This is a genomic window from Candidatus Nitrosopumilus sp. SW, from assembly GCF_006740685.1.
GTDB lineage: Archaea > Thermoproteota > Nitrososphaeria > Nitrososphaerales > Nitrosopumilaceae > Nitrosopumilus.
In genome coordinates, this window is record NZ_CP035425.1 from 324794 (window position 1) to 342217 (window position 17424).

A 17424-nucleotide genomic window follows, 5' to 3' on the forward strand; every position below is an offset into this window, starting at 1 on the left:
AATTTGTCAAGATTGTGGAAGAATAAAATTATTTTCCATGTAAAAAGCACTCAGAGGTGTGATCACTGACCATTCCTATTGCCTGCATTAATGCATAGCATATTGTAGGCCCTACAAAACTAAATCCACGTTTTTTGAGGTCTTTGCTTAGTTTTTCAGATATTTCAGTAGATACAGGTAAATCAGATAGTTTTTTGAATTTATTTTTGATGGGCTTGTAATTTACAAAACTCCACAGATATTTGTCAAAAGAACCAAACTCTTCTTGTATTTTGAGAAACTGTTTTGCATTATTAATTGCAGAGTTAATTTTTAGTTTGTTTCGAATGATTGATTCGTCTTGGAGTAATTTTGATACTTGTTTTTGAGAATATTTTGAGACTTTACGGGCATCAAAATTTGAAAATGCATTTTTGTAACCATCCCTACGCTTGAGGATAGTCACCCATGAAAGACCAGCCTGGGCACCCTCCAATATCAAAAATTCAAATAATTTTTTATCATCATGTTGTGGTCTTCCCCATTCTTTATCATGATAAGTTATGTTTGGTTCCTCAGTTGCCCATTGACATCTTTTCATATTTTCTACTGAGTCTAACAAAATATTAGTTATCAAATTTTTAAAAATTCATGAAACTAAATCAGCAATTACTAAGAATTAACAGAAGTTTTCTGATTTGTTTTGTAATTTCAGCATCGCTTTCAGCAACATTTGCACAGTTACTAGTAGATTATGACAGTTTTCTTACAACAACATTTACTATAATTTTTGGATATGGAGTATATTTTGGAATTTTTTCGGCATTGTTCTATTGGGATAACAAGGATCGCTACAAATCAATGAGAAAAGAGTTAATCAGAAGAGAATTACTTGCACTAGTTTCATCATTTGGCATAGGAGAGATTGTGTATTTGGGAATAAGATGGCCAACTTTTTATTATTTCTTAGAAATTGGCATAGAACCATTCTTGGCATCATTGATTTCAGAAGTAATTTCTACTGGGTGCTATATGGTATCAGTTACATTGTTTCTTAGAAAGACAAAAACGTATTAGTTATTTTGCTAATTGGTTAACTAAATCAGTAGAAGTAATTATTCCAGTTATAGTACCATTATCAGAGACAGCAAGTTTTCTTATTTTTTTACTTGCCATTGTTTCTGCAGCTACAGAGAGTGGTTCACCCTGATTAATCGTAATTAGGGGAGAAGACATTATTTTTTCAACAGTAGTATCAAATGGAAGATTGTTTGCAGCAATCTTTGTTGCATAGTCTCGGTCAGTAACAATACCAACAAGATTATTACCGTCTTTTACAATAACAGCACCTATTCCTCCCTGTTCCATCATTTTAGCAACTTGTAGTGCAGTAGTGTTAAGATTAACAGTGATTAATGCACGTGTCATGATATCTTGTACTTTGATGGATGAGTAGTTGAAATCTTTTCGACTCACCATTGTCATATTACGTTATAATATTTAAGATATTCATACTGTAGGAGTCTTAAATTCTAAATTGCAGTCTTGGCATATAATTGACTTGTAGCATTAGAAATTTTTCTCTTAAACGAGATCCTATAGAAAATTAAAATTCCCAATAACTCCAAATATTCTACAAATCCAACAGTGTAAAAATGCATTAGCCATCCGTCAAGAGATTGATCAATAGATGCAATTGCTGCACTCATTTTAGGAAATTCTGTTAACAATGCAGATGGAACTAGTAAGAATCCAACAAACCAATCAGAGGGAGTCATGTTATTTGTCATTTCTAACACTTGCTCTGGGGAATTGATCATTTTGGTATTCTGAGAGTTTTGTAGCATGTATTCAGAATGAGTAGAACTACCCTGGTCTATAGCTACGATCATTGTACCTAAAATTAAAAGTAAAAATAGAGATTCACCAAAAATGGCGATACCTCGCTTTCCTTTCTGAAATTTGTAGATTTGTCTTTCAAGCATAGGACCAAAAAATCCCAATTTCTGTTTCTTTGCCAAAATTATTACAGATACAGAAATAGCAGTAATTATTCCAAAAGAGCCTAACCAATCATCAGAAACGAATTCCACAAATAGCAGTCTGGCTGGCAATAGTAAACCAGTCATTATACCAAATACAATAAAGGATTCAAATATTCCTCTCAAATGCAGGTCCCCTTCTGAAATAAGTATTCATACTGTAAAAAATGCAGAATTGCTTTTAACTAAATCAAAAAAAAAAATCTAGTGCTAACTTTTGAGAAAAAATTTGTTAAAAAGTGAAATTAATGATTAAAGACTACTCGTCTTCTTCATCATCGTCATTGTCTTCTTCATCATCGTCGTCTTCTTCATCGTCGTCTTCTTCATCGTCGTCATCGTCTTCTTCGTCATCATCGTCAGTATCAATTTCAGATTCGATTTCAAATTCAATGACTTCCTCTATTTCTGCCACGGTAAGCCCAGTCATTGTTGCAATTTGTGCAATAATGTCCTGTTCATCAGTCCACTCAATCTCAAAATTAGTCTTATCACTATTGTTTTCTACCTCAATTTTGGCAATTCCATCTTCGACTTCAACTTCAATTTCTAATTCATTCTCTGTGTCATCTTCAGAATCATCCCTAGTATCATCTATGTCTTCAGCAGATTTTCCTAGATATTTCATTCTAGATTCGGATGCCAAGTCTTTTGCATCTTCAGCTAATTCTTCTGCTTCAGCAAAATCATCAGAAGCAAAGTGATCTTTTGCTAATGCCAAAAGTTCTTTTGCCTCATCTAGTTTTTCTAGCGAAACGGAAACATCTTTTCCATCAGTTTGAGCCTCGGTTATTTTATTTTCAGCTCTTGCAATGGCTTGTGTTGCCTCACGAATTTCTTTTGCTGCATCTTCTGAATCATCAGATCCTTCTAGAGATGTTCCTAGTTCTTCACGTTCTTTCTTGTGTTTTTCTTTAAGTTCTTCACGTTCTTTCTTGTGTTTTTCTCTTAGTTCTTCACGTTCTCTTTTTTCAGCTTCACGTTGTTCTTTCTTGTCTTCTCTTGTTTCCTCATCCATCTTTTGTCTGAGTTCACGAATCTTATCTTTTCTGTCTTCTCCGTCTGAATCTGATTCGATGTTAGCTAATGCGGCTTCTTTTTGAGCCATTCCAACTGGCAATCCCTTTGCATCTTGGATAAGTATCCTCATGCTGTCTCTAAACTCTTTGAATGCTTTCTTGTAAGTGTCTCGAAAGTCTTTATAATCATCTTTGATTTCTTTAAGATCAGTTTTACATTGATCTCGGATTGCCTGTCTATTTTCAGGTTCTGCAGATCTCATATCATCTCTGCATTGTTTAATGACAAGTTTTGTTTCCTCTTTTTGTTTCTCAATTAACTCTCTTGATTCTCGAACAAATTCTGAAACTGCTAATCCTAGATTCTTGTAGATTTCATCAGTTTCTGTTTCATCAGTTTCTGTTTCATCAGTTTCTGTTTCATCAGTTTCTGTTTCATCAGTTTCTGTTTCAGAATCATTTAAAGTGATTGAGATAGATTCTTCTAATTCAATAACAATATCTTCCCCACTGTCATTTGTTTGAGCAAATGAGAGAGGACTAGAAATTAACCCTAAAACAAGTACAGAAATTACAAAAAGATTGAACACAAATCTCATAACAAAAATTTGGGTTAATAGTATATAGCAATTACCATGAACTTTTACTTTTTCACATTATTTTTTGATATTCTATAACAACATAATGACAAGTTTCTAAAATAACAAAAGAAGATTGTTTGTTCTAGTATGCACTGTCTTGCAATCATATGAATTTCTTATAAGACAATAGTAAGCGGACCCGACCGGATTCGAACCGGCGACCTAACGCTCCGCAAGCGTTCGCACTATCCAAGCTATGCAACGAGTCCGAAAACTTTGGTGAATTTACGCTTAATTTGGATTACGATTACTGAGATTCTGCAAAAATATAGGGAGTTTCATCAGTTTCATGAAATGTCCAAACGGTTGGCAAAGAAATGGTTTCTATTTTTCGAAGTTTGTTTTCTTCAATCAAAGTACCCCAACCAGCCTCATTTTTTGGATCCGGTGCATATTTTTGAGAGTATGTGCCTGCAAAAACCCAACCAGTGTTTTTCCAAAAGTCCTGGGATCGAATTTTGTTGATTACACCAGTAGCCAAAGAAACACCACCCATTTGTGCGAGTCCTCCAATGAAAAATATCGGTTTATCCAAATTCAAAGATGCGTAATCAAAAGTTATTGCATTAGAACAAAAAGGATGAAAATCAAGTGTAGTGATAAGTGTTTTTTGTAGATCAATTAACTGTTCATCAAGTTCTATACTATAGGATTCCATATTCAAAACTTTAGCACAAAAAGCAATTCTACCATCACCAGAACCAATATCAATCACTTCTGAATATCCAAGATCTTTTGTCATTGATGTTGCAACATATGCAGACATTATCCAAGTGGGGGAAAAAGGTGCATTACTAGAACCATGCTGAATACTATTCAACCAATACTTGTTGATATCACCTTCATAGACAACACATTTTGTGTCACCAACAATATCTTCGTATGAGTTGTAATAGATAGGATTTTTTGTAGCAAATTGATGTAACAATTCCAAATCTTGTTGGTCTATTGGGAATAGTTTGGAAGAAGAAATAGGAATAACTTCTTGCATCTGACTTTTTCCAGAATATGTTTTTTCAAATTCTTTTTTTAGAAAAACAAGGTTTTGTGCAAGTTGTTGAATCATGCCAATCCTTTGTCATATTGTTCAACAAACTCTTTGGTACTCATTTTTTTTCTAAGTTCTTCAAATAGTTGAGATTCATGTTCAATTTGTTCTTTGGTTTTTTCGCCAGGACTTGACTGTAGTGTAGAGGTTGCTTCTTGAATTGAATTTGAAAGATTTTCTAGTATTTTGGGATGTATGTCGTTGTTGAATTTTCCTGAAATAAGTTGTTCTGTTTTATCAATTCGTTCCAGCAGTGCCTTGTGATTTTCAGAGTCTAATTGCTGTTTAAGCATAGAAATCATAGAAGAGACATTCATGACTTGATAGTAAGTTTCTACAATTTTATGAATTCCCATGTCATCAGATACATTAGAAAGGAATTTTTCAAGTTTTTGAGATTCTGTATTAAACATTGAAGAAATTTCATCAGCAGAACTCATACTTGAGAAAAGATTTCAAATTTTTAAAAAGGTTGGGATTATGCTTCTTTTTCTGCTTGTTTGACAAATACATAATTCATTATCAAACCAGCAACAATGCCACCTAAAATTGGGGCAGCCCAATACAACCAATGGAATTCCCAGAATCCAGAAATAAGTGCAGGACCAAATGTTCTTGCAGGGTTTACTGATGCACCTGTAAGTGGAACACCAATCAAATGTACAAGGAAAACCATTCCACCAATTGTAAATCCATGCCATCCAGGAGATGCTTTCTTGTGAACAGCACTCATGAAAATTACTGTAACTAAGAAGAATGTCAATACGGCTTCAACAGCAAATCCAGAACCAATACTGTTGTTTAACAGATCACTAGGTCCACCTTGAGTTGCAAAGTTTACTTTAGCACCAATTTCAGGTAATATTGCTTTGAGTGTTGCTGCTGCTGCAACTGCACCAATTAATTGTGAAATAATATAACCCACCCCATCTGCAATTCCAATCTTTCTTGTAATCATCATAGGAATGGTAACTGCAGGATTTATGTGAGCACCAGATACATGACCAAATGCATAGATCATTAATGCAATGGCACCACCGTGTCCAAGAGAAATAAACAGAACAGACATGGTTGTTAGTTCTTCTCCAAATGATGCAATTGCCAAAATTACTGAAAGAGGACCGAAAAATACCAATCCATATGTTGCAATTGCTTCAGCAAGGTATGCTCTTGGATTAACCATTAAGCAAAAGCCCCGTCAATTTCCATATAAAAGATTCGGAACAGACTATGATCAATTCAGATCAAAAAGTAATTAATTACAGGCACATGCAGTTCTCTACATATGATTTCAGAGGGGGATTCAGTTCCAAAATTTGAGATAGAGGATGCAAATGGTAACAAAATAAAATCTTCAGATTTCAAAGGAAAAAAACATGCTATCTATTTTTATCCAAAAGATTTCACTCCAGGATGTACAACAGAAGCAGATGAATTCTCTAAAGATTATAAGAAATTTCAAAAAGAAGAAATTGAAATTATAGGAATTAGTCCTGATGATGTAGAATCACACAAAAAATTCTGTGAAAAGATGAAAATCAAATACCCACTCTTAGCAGATGTAGACAAACAAGTCTCAAAAATGTTTGGAGTTTGGGGAAAGAAAAAATTCATGGGTAGAGAATACATGGGAGTTATGAGAAGTACTTTTCTCGTAAATGAAAAAGGAAAGATTTTCAAGATATATCCAAAGGTGAAACCTGCAGGACATTCAAAACAAGTGTTTGATGATTTTAAAAATTTAGAATAAAATAAAGTAAAAAGGTGAAAGGTCAGAAACCTTTTGGAAGTGTGCCCTTTGGTTTTGCAGGTTCGGGTTCCGGTGCAGGTTCAAAACCTTTTGGTAAGCTACCACGTGTTTGTTTAGCTCTTGCTTCAACTTCTGCTTGAAGTGCTTCTTGGTAAGCTTGTTCACGTTCTGCTTTTTCTTGTTCAATTCGTTGCAAGTAATCTTTTTCATATTCTTCTAGTTGTTCTTGTCTTGATTTGCCATCTCCACTAGTACTAGTTTGAGGTGCATCACCCATTCCTTTTGGAAGAGTATCAGAATGCTTCGGTGGTTCTGGTGTTGGTGCTTGTTGTGCTTGTGCTGCAACGCCTTCAACACTCATGTTTACTCCACTAAAGGCTCCAAAGGTTTTGTCAGCAGGATGATATGCCAATCTTGCTCTAGTTGCATAGTATTGGTTTGAACATGCTGTGTAACCAGTGACTGTAGCTTTTTGTTGATTCCAATCAGATGTTGGAACTTTACCAACAGGAGCAGTCAATCTAACAAAGTATCTGTTAGGAGCTGGAGAATAACCTGTTACTTTTGCTCTGTACTGATGGAAGTCAGACATTGGAGCATCATAGTATGCGGCCTCTAAAGCATCTTGTACTGTTGCTGGAGGTTGTGCTGTTGTTTCAGCTGGTTTTGGAGCTTCCTGAGGTTTAGGAGATTCTGCTGGTTTTTCACCCATACCTTTTGGTAATGTTGGTTTTGGTTTGGCTGTTTCAGCAGGTTTAGACTCAGATGGTTTTGTCTCAGCTGGTTTCACTTCAGCTGGTTTTGTCTCAGCAGGTTTAGTTTCTGCTGGTTTGGCATCAATCTCAGACGATAATTTTGAGAGTTTTGCTTCGAGTTCTGCGATCTTGTTTTCAAGATCTTTTTTTGTACTTGCTTTTCGTTTTGCTGCCATTTCTTACAATAGATAGCGCATTGTTTATTTACATTTTGTTTAACAGTCAATCTTTGATGAAAAAAATTCGTAAAATCAATAGATAATATGTAAAAATTATAATTCCAAATAAATCAATTTAGACCTAATCAGGTTCCCAAAATTGCATCACATACATACAGTTGTTGCATCTCCAAATTCTAACATGAGTTCCATTTTCAGTGTCGGCAACATATTGTCCGTTATCCAATTTAGATACTCTTGGAAGATAACTTAGTTCTTGATTTTCTAGCCATTCATTTTGTTGGCAATTAGGACATAGAATTTTTGGAGGCATGTAAAGTGTAGAATATGATCAAAGAAAAATATTATTATTAAAAATAGAAAATAAAAGATGTTTTTGAATTAGAATCCTTTTGGAAGTGTGCCCTTTGGTTTTGCAGGTTCTGGTGTTGGTGCTTGTTGTGCTTGTGCTGCAACGCCTTCAACACTCATGTTTACTCCACTAAAGGCTCCAAAGGTTTTGTCAGCAGGATGATATGCCAATCTTGCTCTAGTTGCATAGTATTGGTTTGAACATGCTGTGTAACCAGTGACTGTAGCTTTTTGTTGATTCCAATCAGATGTTGGAACTTTACCAACAGGAGCAGTCAATCTAACAAAGTATCTGTTAGGAGCTGGAGAATAACCTGTTACTTTTGCTCTGTACTGATGGAAGTCAGACATTGGAGCATCATAGTATGCGGCCTCTAAAGCATCTTGTACTGTTGCTGGAGGTTGTGCTGTTGTTTCAGCTGGTTTTGGAGCTTCCTGAGGTTTAGGAGCTTCTGCTGGTTTTTCACCCATACCTTTTGGTAATGTTGGTTTTGGTTTGGCTGTTTCAGCAGGTTTAGACTCAGCTGGTTTTGTCTCAGCTGGTTTCACTTCAGCTGGTTTTGTCTCAGCAGGTTTCACTTCAGCTGGTTTTGTCTCAGCTGGTTTCACTTCAGCTGGTTTTGAAAGCTGAGATGAAAGTGAGTTTAGCTTTGCTTCTAATTCGGCAATCTTGTCTTCAAGATCTTTTTTAGTTTGCTTTTTAGCAGCTGCCATTAAACTGGATGGATAATCCGGGGTTTATGAGCATTTGGGTTATTACCATACACAAGTTTGATCAAGTTTTATAAGCACAAATCACTAACAGATCCCATGGATGACTTTGAGAAAGAATTTCCAGAATTTGACTGGAAAAACACACCTGCATACAAACATCCAGGCGGAAAAGATTGTCCATGCCCAAAACATGAATACATTCGAGAACAGATCAATTTCACGAAGCAAGTTAATGAGAAGGGTAAAGAGCCTGCCAAAGTTACACTCAAGTTTTGCCCCGATCACTACAGAGTCTACATGGATGAAGTGATTCCAGCAATGCCATTAAAATACAAAATTCTCACAAAAATTGCACTAAAACTTGGTGCAATCCAAGTTGAGCAATTAAAGTACATGGAATCAGAATTATGTTTCTACTGTAAATTTGGCTCTGGTGGACATGATAAAAAAACAGAACTTCCACCAATGTAAATTTAGATTTTTCAAGTGTGAACCCATCAAACAAATCTAGTTAAGCTTATACTTGAACCAGATTCAGAATTAATGTGCCAATAGAAGATATTCATGAATTCATTTCAGAACTTGAAAAAAATGGAGAGTTAAAGAGAGTCAAAACACAAGTAGACTCGAATTTAGAGATTGCAGAAATTATGAGAAGAGAGATGTATTCAGACGGACCTGCAATTCTTTTTGAGAATGTAAAAGATTACAACATGCCAGTATTAGGAAATGCATTTGGTTCTATGAAAAGATTAGAGATAGGACTTGAGATGAAAGACTTTACTGAAATTGGACAACGTATTGCAGATATGACAAAGATGGATGTTCCATCAGGATTATTAAATAAAATAAAAAAACTTCCAGAACTCTCAAAGATGACAGCATCATTTCCAAAATCAGAAGTTAGTGGACCAGTTACTGAAATTACATCAACGGATGCATCATTTGATGATTTACCAATTTTAAAATCATGGCCAAATGATGCAGGGCGATTTATCACATTAGGTTTAGTTGCAACAAAACATCCAGAGACAGGGATTAGAAATCTGGGAGTATACAGAATGCAGATTGTAGATAAAACACATGCATTAATGCACTGGCAAAAACACAAGAGAGGAGCACATCACGGAGATATTTCAAAAGAAAAAGGAGAAAAAATCCCAACTGCAATAATTATTGGTGGAGAACCTGCAACAGTTTTTTCATCAATTGCTCCAGTTCCAGAAGGACTTGACAAATACTTGTTTGCAGGCATTACAAGAAAAGAAGGCATCAAGACTGTAAAATGTAAGACAATTGATTTGGATGTTCCAGCAAATGCAGAAATTGTTTTAGAAGGATATGTAGATCCAGCAGATATTAGAGATGAAGGTCCATTTGGAGATCATACAGGATACTATACTCCTGTTGAACCATATCCAACTTTTACATTAACAGGAATAATGAGAAGAAAAAATCCAATTTACGTGACAACAGTAGTTGGAAAACCAATACTTGAGGATGCATATATTGGAAAAGTAATTGAGCGTTCATTTTTACCACTAATTCAGATGTTCCATCCAGAAGTAGTGGATTTCAGTATGCCAGCAGCTGGTTGGTTCCAAGGATTTGCAATAATTTCAATTAAAAAGAGATACCCAGGTCAAGCAAAAAAAGTGATGATGGGATTATGGGGAATGGGACAGTTATCATTAACAAAAATGTTTGTGGTGGTAGATGAGGACATCAATGTTCATGATATCAATGATGTAATTTGGGCAATTACAACAAGAGCTGATGCAGCAAGAGATACTACAATAATCAATAATGTCCCAACAGATACACTTGATCCAGCATCACCACTTGTTAATTTAGGTTCTAAGATGGGAATTGACGCAACACAGAAAACAAAAGAGGAAGGATACGAAAGAGAAATTCAACAACAAGTAAAAGTGGATGAAGAAACAAAGAACTTAGTTGATTCGAAATGGTCTGACTATGGGCTATGATACAGATATAGGATTATAGAAATTATCTCTCTCTTCAACTGAGTAACCAATTTGATGAATTGCATCTACAATTATTTTATCAGTAAGTTCAGTTGAGCGTGCACCAGTGCAAGAAACCACTTCTTCTCCAATCAAAGTTCCACCAAAATCATCAGCGCCATACTGTAAAGCTAATTGTGCCATACCTATACCATTTGTCAACCATGAGGATTGAATATGAGGAATAAGTCCATCAAAGATCAATCTAGATATTGCAATCATTTTCAAAAGTTGAATTCCACCAGTACCATATTCAACTAAACCTTCTTCATGCATCAAAGTATTGTTTGGCTCAAAGTTCCATGGAATAAATGCCATAAATCCTTTAGTTTTTTCTTGTAATTTTACTAGTTTGTAAAAGTGTTCAACAATATCATTTTTGTTTTCCACATGACCATACATCATCGTTGCAGAAGATGGGATTCCAAGAGAATGAGCTTCATCCATAATTCGAATCCAAGCATCACTGGAGATTTTCTTTGGACTAATAATTTCCTTAACTGAATCAGTTAAAATTTCAGCTCCTGCACCAGGCATTGATTGTAAGCCAGCATCTTTGAGTCTTGATAAAATTTCTTTTGTGGAGGATTTTTCAACTCTTGCAATCATATCTATTTCGGATGTAGATAATCCATGAACCCCAACTTTAGGGAATTTTTCTCTAATCATTCTAAAGGCATCTTCATAATATTCAATTTTCAAATTTGGGTTATGGCCACCTTGAATCAAGACTTGACGGATCTTAAACATATCCCATGCAGCTTTGACTCGAGATTCAATTTGGTCCAGGGTTAACGTATAAGAATCATCAGCGCCAGGAGATCTGTAAAAGGCGCAAAACTTGCAATCAGTAATACAGACATTAGTATAATTCAAAATAATATTATTTACAAAAGATGCTTTTTTTCCAAATTGCTTTCGTGTCAAATGGCTAGATACTAGTCCCATCAGATGAACATCATCAGATTCCAATAACCTAATACAGTCTTCAGGTCCAGGCCTTTTTCCATTAAGAGAGTTTTCTAGAATATCTTTAATGTCACTTTTTTGGAGTTGTTCAGTTGTCTGACTCAATTGCCTTTCATCCTTTGGAATTTCTATTTAATCCTTGATAGAAAAAGCAATTGAGAGTTTGTGCTCAAATCTTAATGAATTTGAGATTAGGGGTTCACGTTATTTTTAAGTAGGGCACAAAAAGCAGATCCACTCATGGTATCAGGTAACCAAATTAGACTTAATCGAATTCTTAGAAAGGGAAGAATGTTATGTATTCCAATGGATCATGGGATTTCAAATGGTCCTATTGAGGGTCTTGAAGACCCAGCATCAACAATTTACAAATGTGAAGGTCACGGCCTTACAAGTGTAATAATTAACAAAGGAATTATCAAATCATTACCAAAACCACCTAAAGTTGGAGTTTTAGTTCATTTTTCAAGTAGCACCGCATTGTCATTATCACCTAATCGAAAAATGCTTACAGGTACTGTAAAAGAAGCAGTTGCATTAGGAGCAGATGGAGTTTCATTACATATCAACATTGGAGGAAAAGAAGAACCAGAGATGTTAGAGCAGTTAGGATTAACTGCAGATCAATGTCATAGATGGGGAATGCCACTCTTAGCAATGATGTATCCAAGAGGAGAGAACGTCAAAGATCCACATGATCCGGAAATTGTTGCACATGTTGCAAGAATTGGAGCAGAATGCGGAGCAGATATTGTTAAGACATTATACACAGGAGATATTGATTCATTTTCAAAAGTCGTAAAGAGTACACCGGTTCCAATTGTAATTGCAGGTGGGCCAAAAGCAAAAACAGATTTAGATATTCTTCAAATGACTGAAGATGCCATGACAGCAGGAGCAAAAGGTGTCACATATGGTAGAAACATCTTTGCACATAAAGCACCTGAAAAAATGGTAGAAGCATTAGCTGAAATAATTTTCAGAAAAGGCACAGCAAAGGAAGCAATGAAGAAAATTGAGTAAAAGTAGAGAATTAATTATTTCACCTAAAGGTTCACAGGCACAATTATCCAAGCTTTTGCCACAATTAGAAGAAGAAGGTATCAAAATGATATACCTTGATCCAAAAAAAATAGGTAAGAAAAAAACAAAATTGCAAACAGTCTATCCATCAAACAATGCCAATTATGTAATTCTTGAAAAAGAAAATGCAACAAAACCAAAGGGCAAAAAAGTTGGAAGAAAATTCCAAGTATTATCAAATACAGATATTGAAGATATCTTAACTATTGCAAAAAAAGGATTAGATTTTGTAGTTGTTGAAGTTAAAGACTGGAAGATAATTCCATTAGAAAATATAATTGCAAAACTACACAAGATACATACCAAAATTTTTGCAATTGCAAGAACACCTGAAGAAGTTCGAAAAATGTTTTCAATCCTAGAAGTAGGAGTGGATGGGGTTATTTTCAGCACATCATCAATTAATGAAGTTAGAGAAGCAATGGTTTACTTGGGAACTAGAAGTTTCGATATGAAACCTGCAAAAATTATCGATATTAAAGAAGTGGGAGATGGAGAAAGAGTCTGCGTAGATACTGCATCAATGCTTCACAAAGGAGAAGGAATGTTAATTGGAAGCAGATCAAACTTTTTGTTTTTAGTTCATAATGAATCAGTGGGTTCATCATTTACATCACCAAGACCATTTAGAGTAAATGCAGGAGCAGTACATTGTTACACATTATCTCCAGATGGAACAACCAACTATTTGTCAGAAGTAGAAACAGGTTCAGAGGTATTAATTCTAAATTCCAAAGGAAAAGCAAGAAGAGCAACTGTAGGAAGATCAAAGATTGAAAGAAGACCAATGTTAATGATTAAAGCAAAAGCCGGAGGAGAAATCGGAGGAATAATTGCACAAGATGCAGAGACAATTCGTTTTGTGAAACCAAACGGACAACTAGTATCAGTTACACATCTCAAGAAAGGGGATACAGTAATGGTTCACTCAAAACCAGCAACGGGCAGACATTTTGGTATGGAAGTTTCAGATGAGTATATTCTAGAAAAATAAAATGAAATACAAAACTTGTGTATCCATTGCAGAAAAGACACCTAACAAAGTAAAACAGACATTAAAAATTGCTTTAAAGAAATCAGATTTTGTCGAGATAAGATTTGATTTTCTAAAAATCGAACAAATTCCAGAGACATTAGAACTAGTCAAAAAAGATTTGAAAAAATCGGTTTGCACATTAAGACCAAAAACAGAGGGAGGACAATTTCCAGGAAATGAGAAAGAGAGAATTGCAATAATTAAATTGATTGCAGAATACAACCCATTCTTACTAGACGTGGAGTTTAACACCCTGAAAAAAAATGCATTATTAGCAAAGTACCTAAAATCAACAAAAACAAAATTACTTGTGTCTTGGCATGATTTTAAAAAAACTCCAAGTTCTGTGGAATTAAAAAAGAAAATGAGTCAAATGAGTAAATTCTCAAACTTTGTGAAAATTGTCAGCAGTGCAAAATCAACTGATGATTCAACAAGAATGCTCGAATTATACAGTAAAAGGGGGAAGAATAATCTAATTTCATTTGCCATGGGAGATCTTGGTAGAATTTCAAGAATTTTGTGCCTGTATTTAGGCAGTCCATACACTTACGTCTCCCTAGGAAAACCAGTTGCACCAGGTCAGTTCAGTGTTGATGAGGCAAATAAAATCATCAACTTAAAAAAATAATCATCACATCAATTGAGAGTTTAAATCAATCATATTACGCGGAGATGTTATGGGAAAAACATTTGCAGTGATTGGAGATCCAATTAACCACTCTTTATCTCCAAATATCCACAGCGCAGCATTCAGGGAATTGAATCTTGATTGTTCATACATTGCATATAGAATTCCAAAAGATGAATTAGAAGAGGGAATAGAAGGTTTGAAAAAAATCAAAATTGATGGATTTAATGTTACCATTCCTCATAAAGTTGAGATGATGAAATATTTGGATAAAATTGACGAATCATGCAGTCTAATTGGGGCAGTAAATACTGTTGTGAATAATGACGGGGTGTTAAAAGGATACAATACTGACATGGATGGTTTTCTAGAACCATTAAAGAAAAGAAACATAGACATTGCAAATTCAAATGTTCTTTTACTAGGTGCAGGAGGAGCTGCAAGAGCTATCATTGCAGGTTTTGCAAAAGAAAAAGCAAAAAGCATTACAATTGCAAATAGAACAATAGAAAAGGCAAATAATCTAGCAGAATTTGCAAAAAAGATCAGCCTTAATGCAAATACCATAACGATTGATGAGGTAAATGAATCAGCAAAAAATTACAATATCATTGTCAATGCAACGTCAATAGGATTACAAAATGAATCGAGCCCAATATCACTTGAAGGGATTAACGAAAACACAGTTGTCTACGATATTGTATACATGCCAATGAATACAGATTTTCTAAAAAAAGCAAAAGAAAAAAACGCCATTATTATTTTTGGATATGAGATGTTACTAGGTCAAGCAGTAAGAGCGTTTGAGATTTGGCACAATATGGAAGCACCTTATAATGCCATGAAAAAAGCACTTTTAGGAGGATTTTGATGGCAAAAGCAAAGGCTACCGTTCATGGAGCAGTTTCAATAGTAAATGCGATTGCAAACCAAAAAGGAGCAACATTAGGAATAGATCTAAAGGTTGAAGCAATTGTTGAAACATCTCCTGGAAAAGGCATAATCATTCAATCAGAAAATAAAACTCTTAGTTCGCGCCTAATTAACAAGACAGTTGAAAAAATTGTTTCAAAAAAAGATCTTGATGAAAACAAGATTACAATTACATTAGAATCAGAAATTCCTACAGGATACGGATTGAAAAGTTCTAGTGCAATATCATCAGCAGTTGCACTAGGATGTGCAAAAATTTTCAAATCAAAATTTACTGATCAACAAATTTTACTTGCAGGTGTTGAGGCATCAATTGAATCAAAAGTAAGCATCACAGGGGCGTATGACGATGCATGTTCATGTTACTACGGAGGGTTTAACGTTACAGATAATGCAAAGAAGAAAAGAATGAGTTTTGAAAAAGGGCCATCGAATTTAATTGCAGTAATTTTTATTCCAAAAAACAGAAAACGAGGAAATCTAAAAAAACTCAAAGTACTATCGTCAGTTTTTGATCATGCTTGGAATTTAGCAAAAAAATCTAACTATTGGGAAGCGATGATAATTAACGGATTAGCTACAGCATCAATTCTCAGTTCAAGTCCAGAAATAATTACAGGATTAATTGAAAAAGGAGCTTTAGGAGCATCGGTTTCAGGAAATGGTCCAGCAATTGCAGCAATTACAAAAAAAGAAAATGAATCTAACATCAAAAAAGTATTTTCAACATTAGAGGGAAACATCATAGTTTCAAAAATCAGTAACAAAAAGGCTGAAGTTCATGAAGTGTAAAATAGAAAAATCTACAATTTCAGGACAAATAGTTTGTCCCCCAAACAAAAGCTATACACATAGAGCAATATTTCTTGCATCACTTGCAGGAGATAATAGTAAGGTGGAAAACGTATTGTTATCAGCAGACACTCTTGCAACAATTGAAGCATGTAAGAAATTTGGTGCAGTTATAGAGATAGAGAATTCATCAATAATTGTCAAAAATCCCATAAATTTTGATAAAATCGTGCCTGAAATCAATACCGAGAATTCAGGAACAACAATTAGAATTGCCTCAGGAATTGCAGGTTTATTTTCTGAAGAGATTACTTTGACAGGGGATGAGAGTTTACAAAAAAGACCCATGCAGCCCCTATTAGATGCATTATCAAGCATAGGAGCACAATGTCAATCAACAAATGGTAAACCACCAATCAAAATCAAGGGGAAGATTTCAGGAGGAGATGTAACAATTCCAGGGAATTTCTCCAGTCAGTTTATTTCTGCATTATTAATTACTGCACCACTGACTGAAAAAGGAATCAATCTTTCGATAAAAGATAATCTAGTATCAAAACCATATCTGGATGCAACAATTGCAACAATGAGAAAATTTGGAGTTAGCGTACAAACACTAATCCCATACAAAAGATACAATATTTCACCACAGATTTACAATCCAACAACTTTTACAGTTCCAATTGATTTTTCTAGTCTTGCATTATTATTATCTGCAGCAGTTCTTAACGGAGATGAAACAACAATCAAAGGAAATATTGGGAATTTACCTCAAGGAGACGAGGTCTTTATCGACATACTAGAGCAGTTAGGAGTTACAGTAAGTATTGATGAAGATGAAATTAAAATTAAATCACCTGAAACACTAAAGGGAGGAAGATTCGATTTGAGTAACTCTCCAGATCTTTTGCCACCATTGGCAATACTTGCATTAAATTCAGAGAGTCCAATTGAAATTGTCAATGTAAAACATGCAAGATTAAAAGAAACAGATAGAATTGCAATAACATCAAGAGAATTAGTGAAACTTGGAATTAAAGTTCAGGAGAAAGAAGATGGTTTAGTTTTAGAATCAACTGGAAATCCTAATGGTGCAGAATTAAATTCCGAGAATGATCACAGACTTTTCATGGCATTTTGTATTGCAGGAATGTATGTTGGAGACTGTATTGTAACAGATCCAGAATCAGTTCAAGTTTCGTATCCAAACTTCATCGAAGAGATGAACAAAATTGGAGCAAAAATTCAATCAGAATAAGTTTTCAAAAAAAATCAACTAAAAGGGATAAAGGCGCGACCTTGTATAGGGTGAAAAGCATTCTCCACACCCTCAACGCTTTTGCGTAGATAACATGTATTTTTCGCAAGGCCGCGCAAATTATGCAGTAAAAATTGCACGTTTTTCCATGTATTCTATATGTTATTATTATATTTAAGAATATATTAAAATAATTTCATAAAAATAGGCTATATTT

At 34.7% G+C, this 17424-nt stretch carries 21 protein-coding genes and 1 tRNA gene; 10 read left to right on the forward strand and 12 right to left on the reverse strand.

Annotation, left to right across the window (positions count from 1 at the left end; genetic code table 11):
- Positions 1-28: 28 nt before the first annotated feature.
- Positions 29-580: a DNA-3-methyladenine glycosylase I gene (locus Nisw_RS02015; RefSeq protein ID WP_141976070.1), complete on the reverse strand. Its 552-nt coding sequence runs from the start codon at positions 578-580 to the stop codon at positions 29-31.
- 50 nt (positions 581-630) lie between these two features.
- Between Nisw_RS02015 and Nisw_RS02020 the strand changes: the two genes are divergently transcribed.
- The gene (locus Nisw_RS02020) at positions 631-1056 is read left to right on the forward strand and encodes a hypothetical protein (RefSeq protein ID WP_141976071.1); all 426 of its coding nucleotides are present in this window, start codon (positions 631-633) and stop codon (positions 1054-1056) included.
- On the opposite strand, the gene Nisw_RS02025 is transcribed toward Nisw_RS02020, so the two are convergent.
- The 7 genes from Nisw_RS02025 to Nisw_RS02060 all read right to left on the reverse strand — a co-directional run bounded on the left by Nisw_RS02025 (position 1057) and on the right by Nisw_RS02060 (position 5912).
- Complete coding sequence (locus Nisw_RS02025) at positions 1057-1458, reverse strand: cyclic nucleotide-binding/CBS domain-containing protein (protein WP_255430821.1); 402 nt, start codon at positions 1456-1458, stop codon at positions 1057-1059.
- A 53-nt stretch (positions 1459-1511) separates the two neighbouring features.
- The gene (locus tag Nisw_RS02030) at positions 1512-2108 is read right to left on the reverse strand and encodes a hypothetical protein (protein ID WP_141978449.1); all 597 of its coding nucleotides are present in this window, start codon (positions 2106-2108) and stop codon (positions 1512-1514) included.
- 172 nt (positions 2109-2280) lie between these two features.
- A complete protein-coding gene (locus Nisw_RS02040) occupies positions 2281-3630 on the reverse strand; it encodes a hypothetical protein (protein ID WP_255430822.1) in 1350 nt (449 codons plus the stop codon).
- Positions 3631-3815: 185 nt separating this feature from the next.
- Positions 3816-3890, reverse strand: a tRNA-Arg gene (locus Nisw_RS02045).
- Between the two features lie 38 nt (positions 3891-3928).
- The gene (locus Nisw_RS02050) at positions 3929-4747 is read right to left on the reverse strand and encodes a hypothetical protein (RefSeq protein ID WP_141976075.1); all 819 of its coding nucleotides are present in this window, start codon (positions 4745-4747) and stop codon (positions 3929-3931) included.
- Positions 4744-5169: a hypothetical protein gene (locus Nisw_RS02055; protein ID WP_141976077.1), complete on the reverse strand. Its 426-nt coding sequence runs from the start codon at positions 5167-5169 to the stop codon at positions 4744-4746. The genes Nisw_RS02050 and Nisw_RS02055 overlap by 4 nt, the downstream gene beginning before the upstream one ends.
- Positions 5170-5207: 38 nt before the next feature.
- Entirely contained in the window at positions 5208-5912 is a 705-nt protein-coding gene (locus Nisw_RS02060; RefSeq protein WP_141976079.1) for an MIP/aquaporin family protein, read from the reverse strand.
- Positions 5913-6014: 102 nt separating this feature from the next.
- On the opposite strand from Nisw_RS02060, the gene bcp reads away from it, so the two are divergent.
- Positions 6015-6479, forward strand: a complete 465-nt coding sequence (gene bcp / locus Nisw_RS02065; RefSeq protein WP_141976081.1) for a thioredoxin-dependent thiol peroxidase — start codon at positions 6015-6017, stop codon at positions 6477-6479.
- Between the two features lie 22 nt (positions 6480-6501).
- Here bcp and Nisw_RS02070 read toward each other — a convergent pair whose 3' ends face one another.
- From Nisw_RS02070 to Nisw_RS02080, 3 genes are all read right to left on the reverse strand, one after another.
- Positions 6502-7410 (reverse strand): trans-sialidase, encoded by a 909-nt coding sequence (locus Nisw_RS02070; protein WP_141976083.1) that lies wholly within the window; start codon positions 7408-7410, stop codon positions 6502-6504.
- Positions 7411-7534: 124 nt separating this feature from the next.
- Positions 7535-7726 (reverse strand): hypothetical protein, encoded by a 192-nt coding sequence (locus Nisw_RS02075; protein ID WP_141976085.1) that lies wholly within the window; start codon positions 7724-7726, stop codon positions 7535-7537.
- A gap of 68 nt (positions 7727-7794) precedes the next feature.
- Positions 7795-8478 carry a trans-sialidase gene (locus Nisw_RS02080; protein WP_141976087.1) on the reverse strand — a complete coding sequence of 228 codons (684 nt, stop codon included), beginning with the start codon at positions 8476-8478 and terminating at the stop codon, positions 7795-7797.
- Positions 8479-8574: 96 nt separating this feature from the next.
- Between Nisw_RS02080 and Nisw_RS02085 the strand changes: the two genes are divergently transcribed.
- Together Nisw_RS02085 and Nisw_RS02090 are read left to right on the forward strand one after the other, a co-directional pair.
- Positions 8575-8949 carry a hypothetical protein gene (locus tag Nisw_RS02085; protein ID WP_014962859.1) on the forward strand — a complete coding sequence of 125 codons (375 nt, stop codon included), beginning with the start codon at positions 8575-8577 and terminating at the stop codon, positions 8947-8949.
- A gap of 74 nt (positions 8950-9023) precedes the next feature.
- The gene (locus tag Nisw_RS02090) at positions 9024-10466 is read left to right on the forward strand and encodes a menaquinone biosynthesis decarboxylase (protein ID WP_141976089.1); all 1443 of its coding nucleotides are present in this window, start codon (positions 9024-9026) and stop codon (positions 10464-10466) included.
- Here the strand turns inward: Nisw_RS02090 and mqnC are convergent.
- A complete protein-coding gene (mqnC, locus tag Nisw_RS02095) occupies positions 10461-11579 on the reverse strand; it encodes a cyclic dehypoxanthinyl futalosine synthase (protein ID WP_141976091.1) in 1119 nt (372 codons plus the stop codon). The two genes, Nisw_RS02090 and mqnC, sit on opposite strands and share 6 nt — an antisense overlap.
- 135 nt (positions 11580-11714) lie before the next feature.
- Between mqnC and Nisw_RS02100 the strand changes: the two genes are divergently transcribed.
- Genes Nisw_RS02100 through aroA form a run of 6 tightly spaced genes read left to right on the forward strand, consistent with a single transcriptional unit; the run spans position 11715 to position 17207 of the window.
- Positions 11715-12497 carry a 2-amino-3,7-dideoxy-D-threo-hept-6-ulosonate synthase gene (locus Nisw_RS02100; RefSeq protein ID WP_141976093.1) on the forward strand — a complete coding sequence of 261 codons (783 nt, stop codon included), beginning with the start codon at positions 11715-11717 and terminating at the stop codon, positions 12495-12497.
- Entirely contained in the window at positions 12490-13551 is a 1062-nt protein-coding gene (locus Nisw_RS02105; protein WP_141976095.1) for a 3-dehydroquinate synthase II, read from the forward strand. Before Nisw_RS02100 ends, Nisw_RS02105 begins: the two co-directional genes overlap by 8 nt.
- 1 nt (position 13552) lies before the next feature.
- The gene (gene aroD / locus Nisw_RS02110) at positions 13553-14224 is read left to right on the forward strand and encodes a type I 3-dehydroquinate dehydratase (protein ID WP_141976097.1); all 672 of its coding nucleotides are present in this window, start codon (positions 13553-13555) and stop codon (positions 14222-14224) included.
- 49 nt (positions 14225-14273) lie between these two features.
- Positions 14274-15095, forward strand: a complete 822-nt coding sequence (gene aroE, locus Nisw_RS02115) for a shikimate dehydrogenase (protein WP_141976099.1) — start codon at positions 14274-14276, stop codon at positions 15093-15095.
- On the forward strand, positions 15095-15949 hold the full coding sequence (locus tag Nisw_RS02120) for a shikimate kinase (protein WP_141976101.1): 855 nt from the start codon (positions 15095-15097) through the stop codon (positions 15947-15949). The genes aroE and Nisw_RS02120 overlap by 1 nt, the downstream gene beginning before the upstream one ends.
- Positions 15939-17207, forward strand: coding sequence for a 3-phosphoshikimate 1-carboxyvinyltransferase (gene aroA / locus Nisw_RS02125; protein WP_141976103.1), 1269 nt, complete (start codon positions 15939-15941; stop codon positions 17205-17207). Before Nisw_RS02120 ends, aroA begins: the two co-directional genes overlap by 11 nt.
- The last annotated feature ends 217 nt before the right edge of the window (positions 17208-17424 follow it).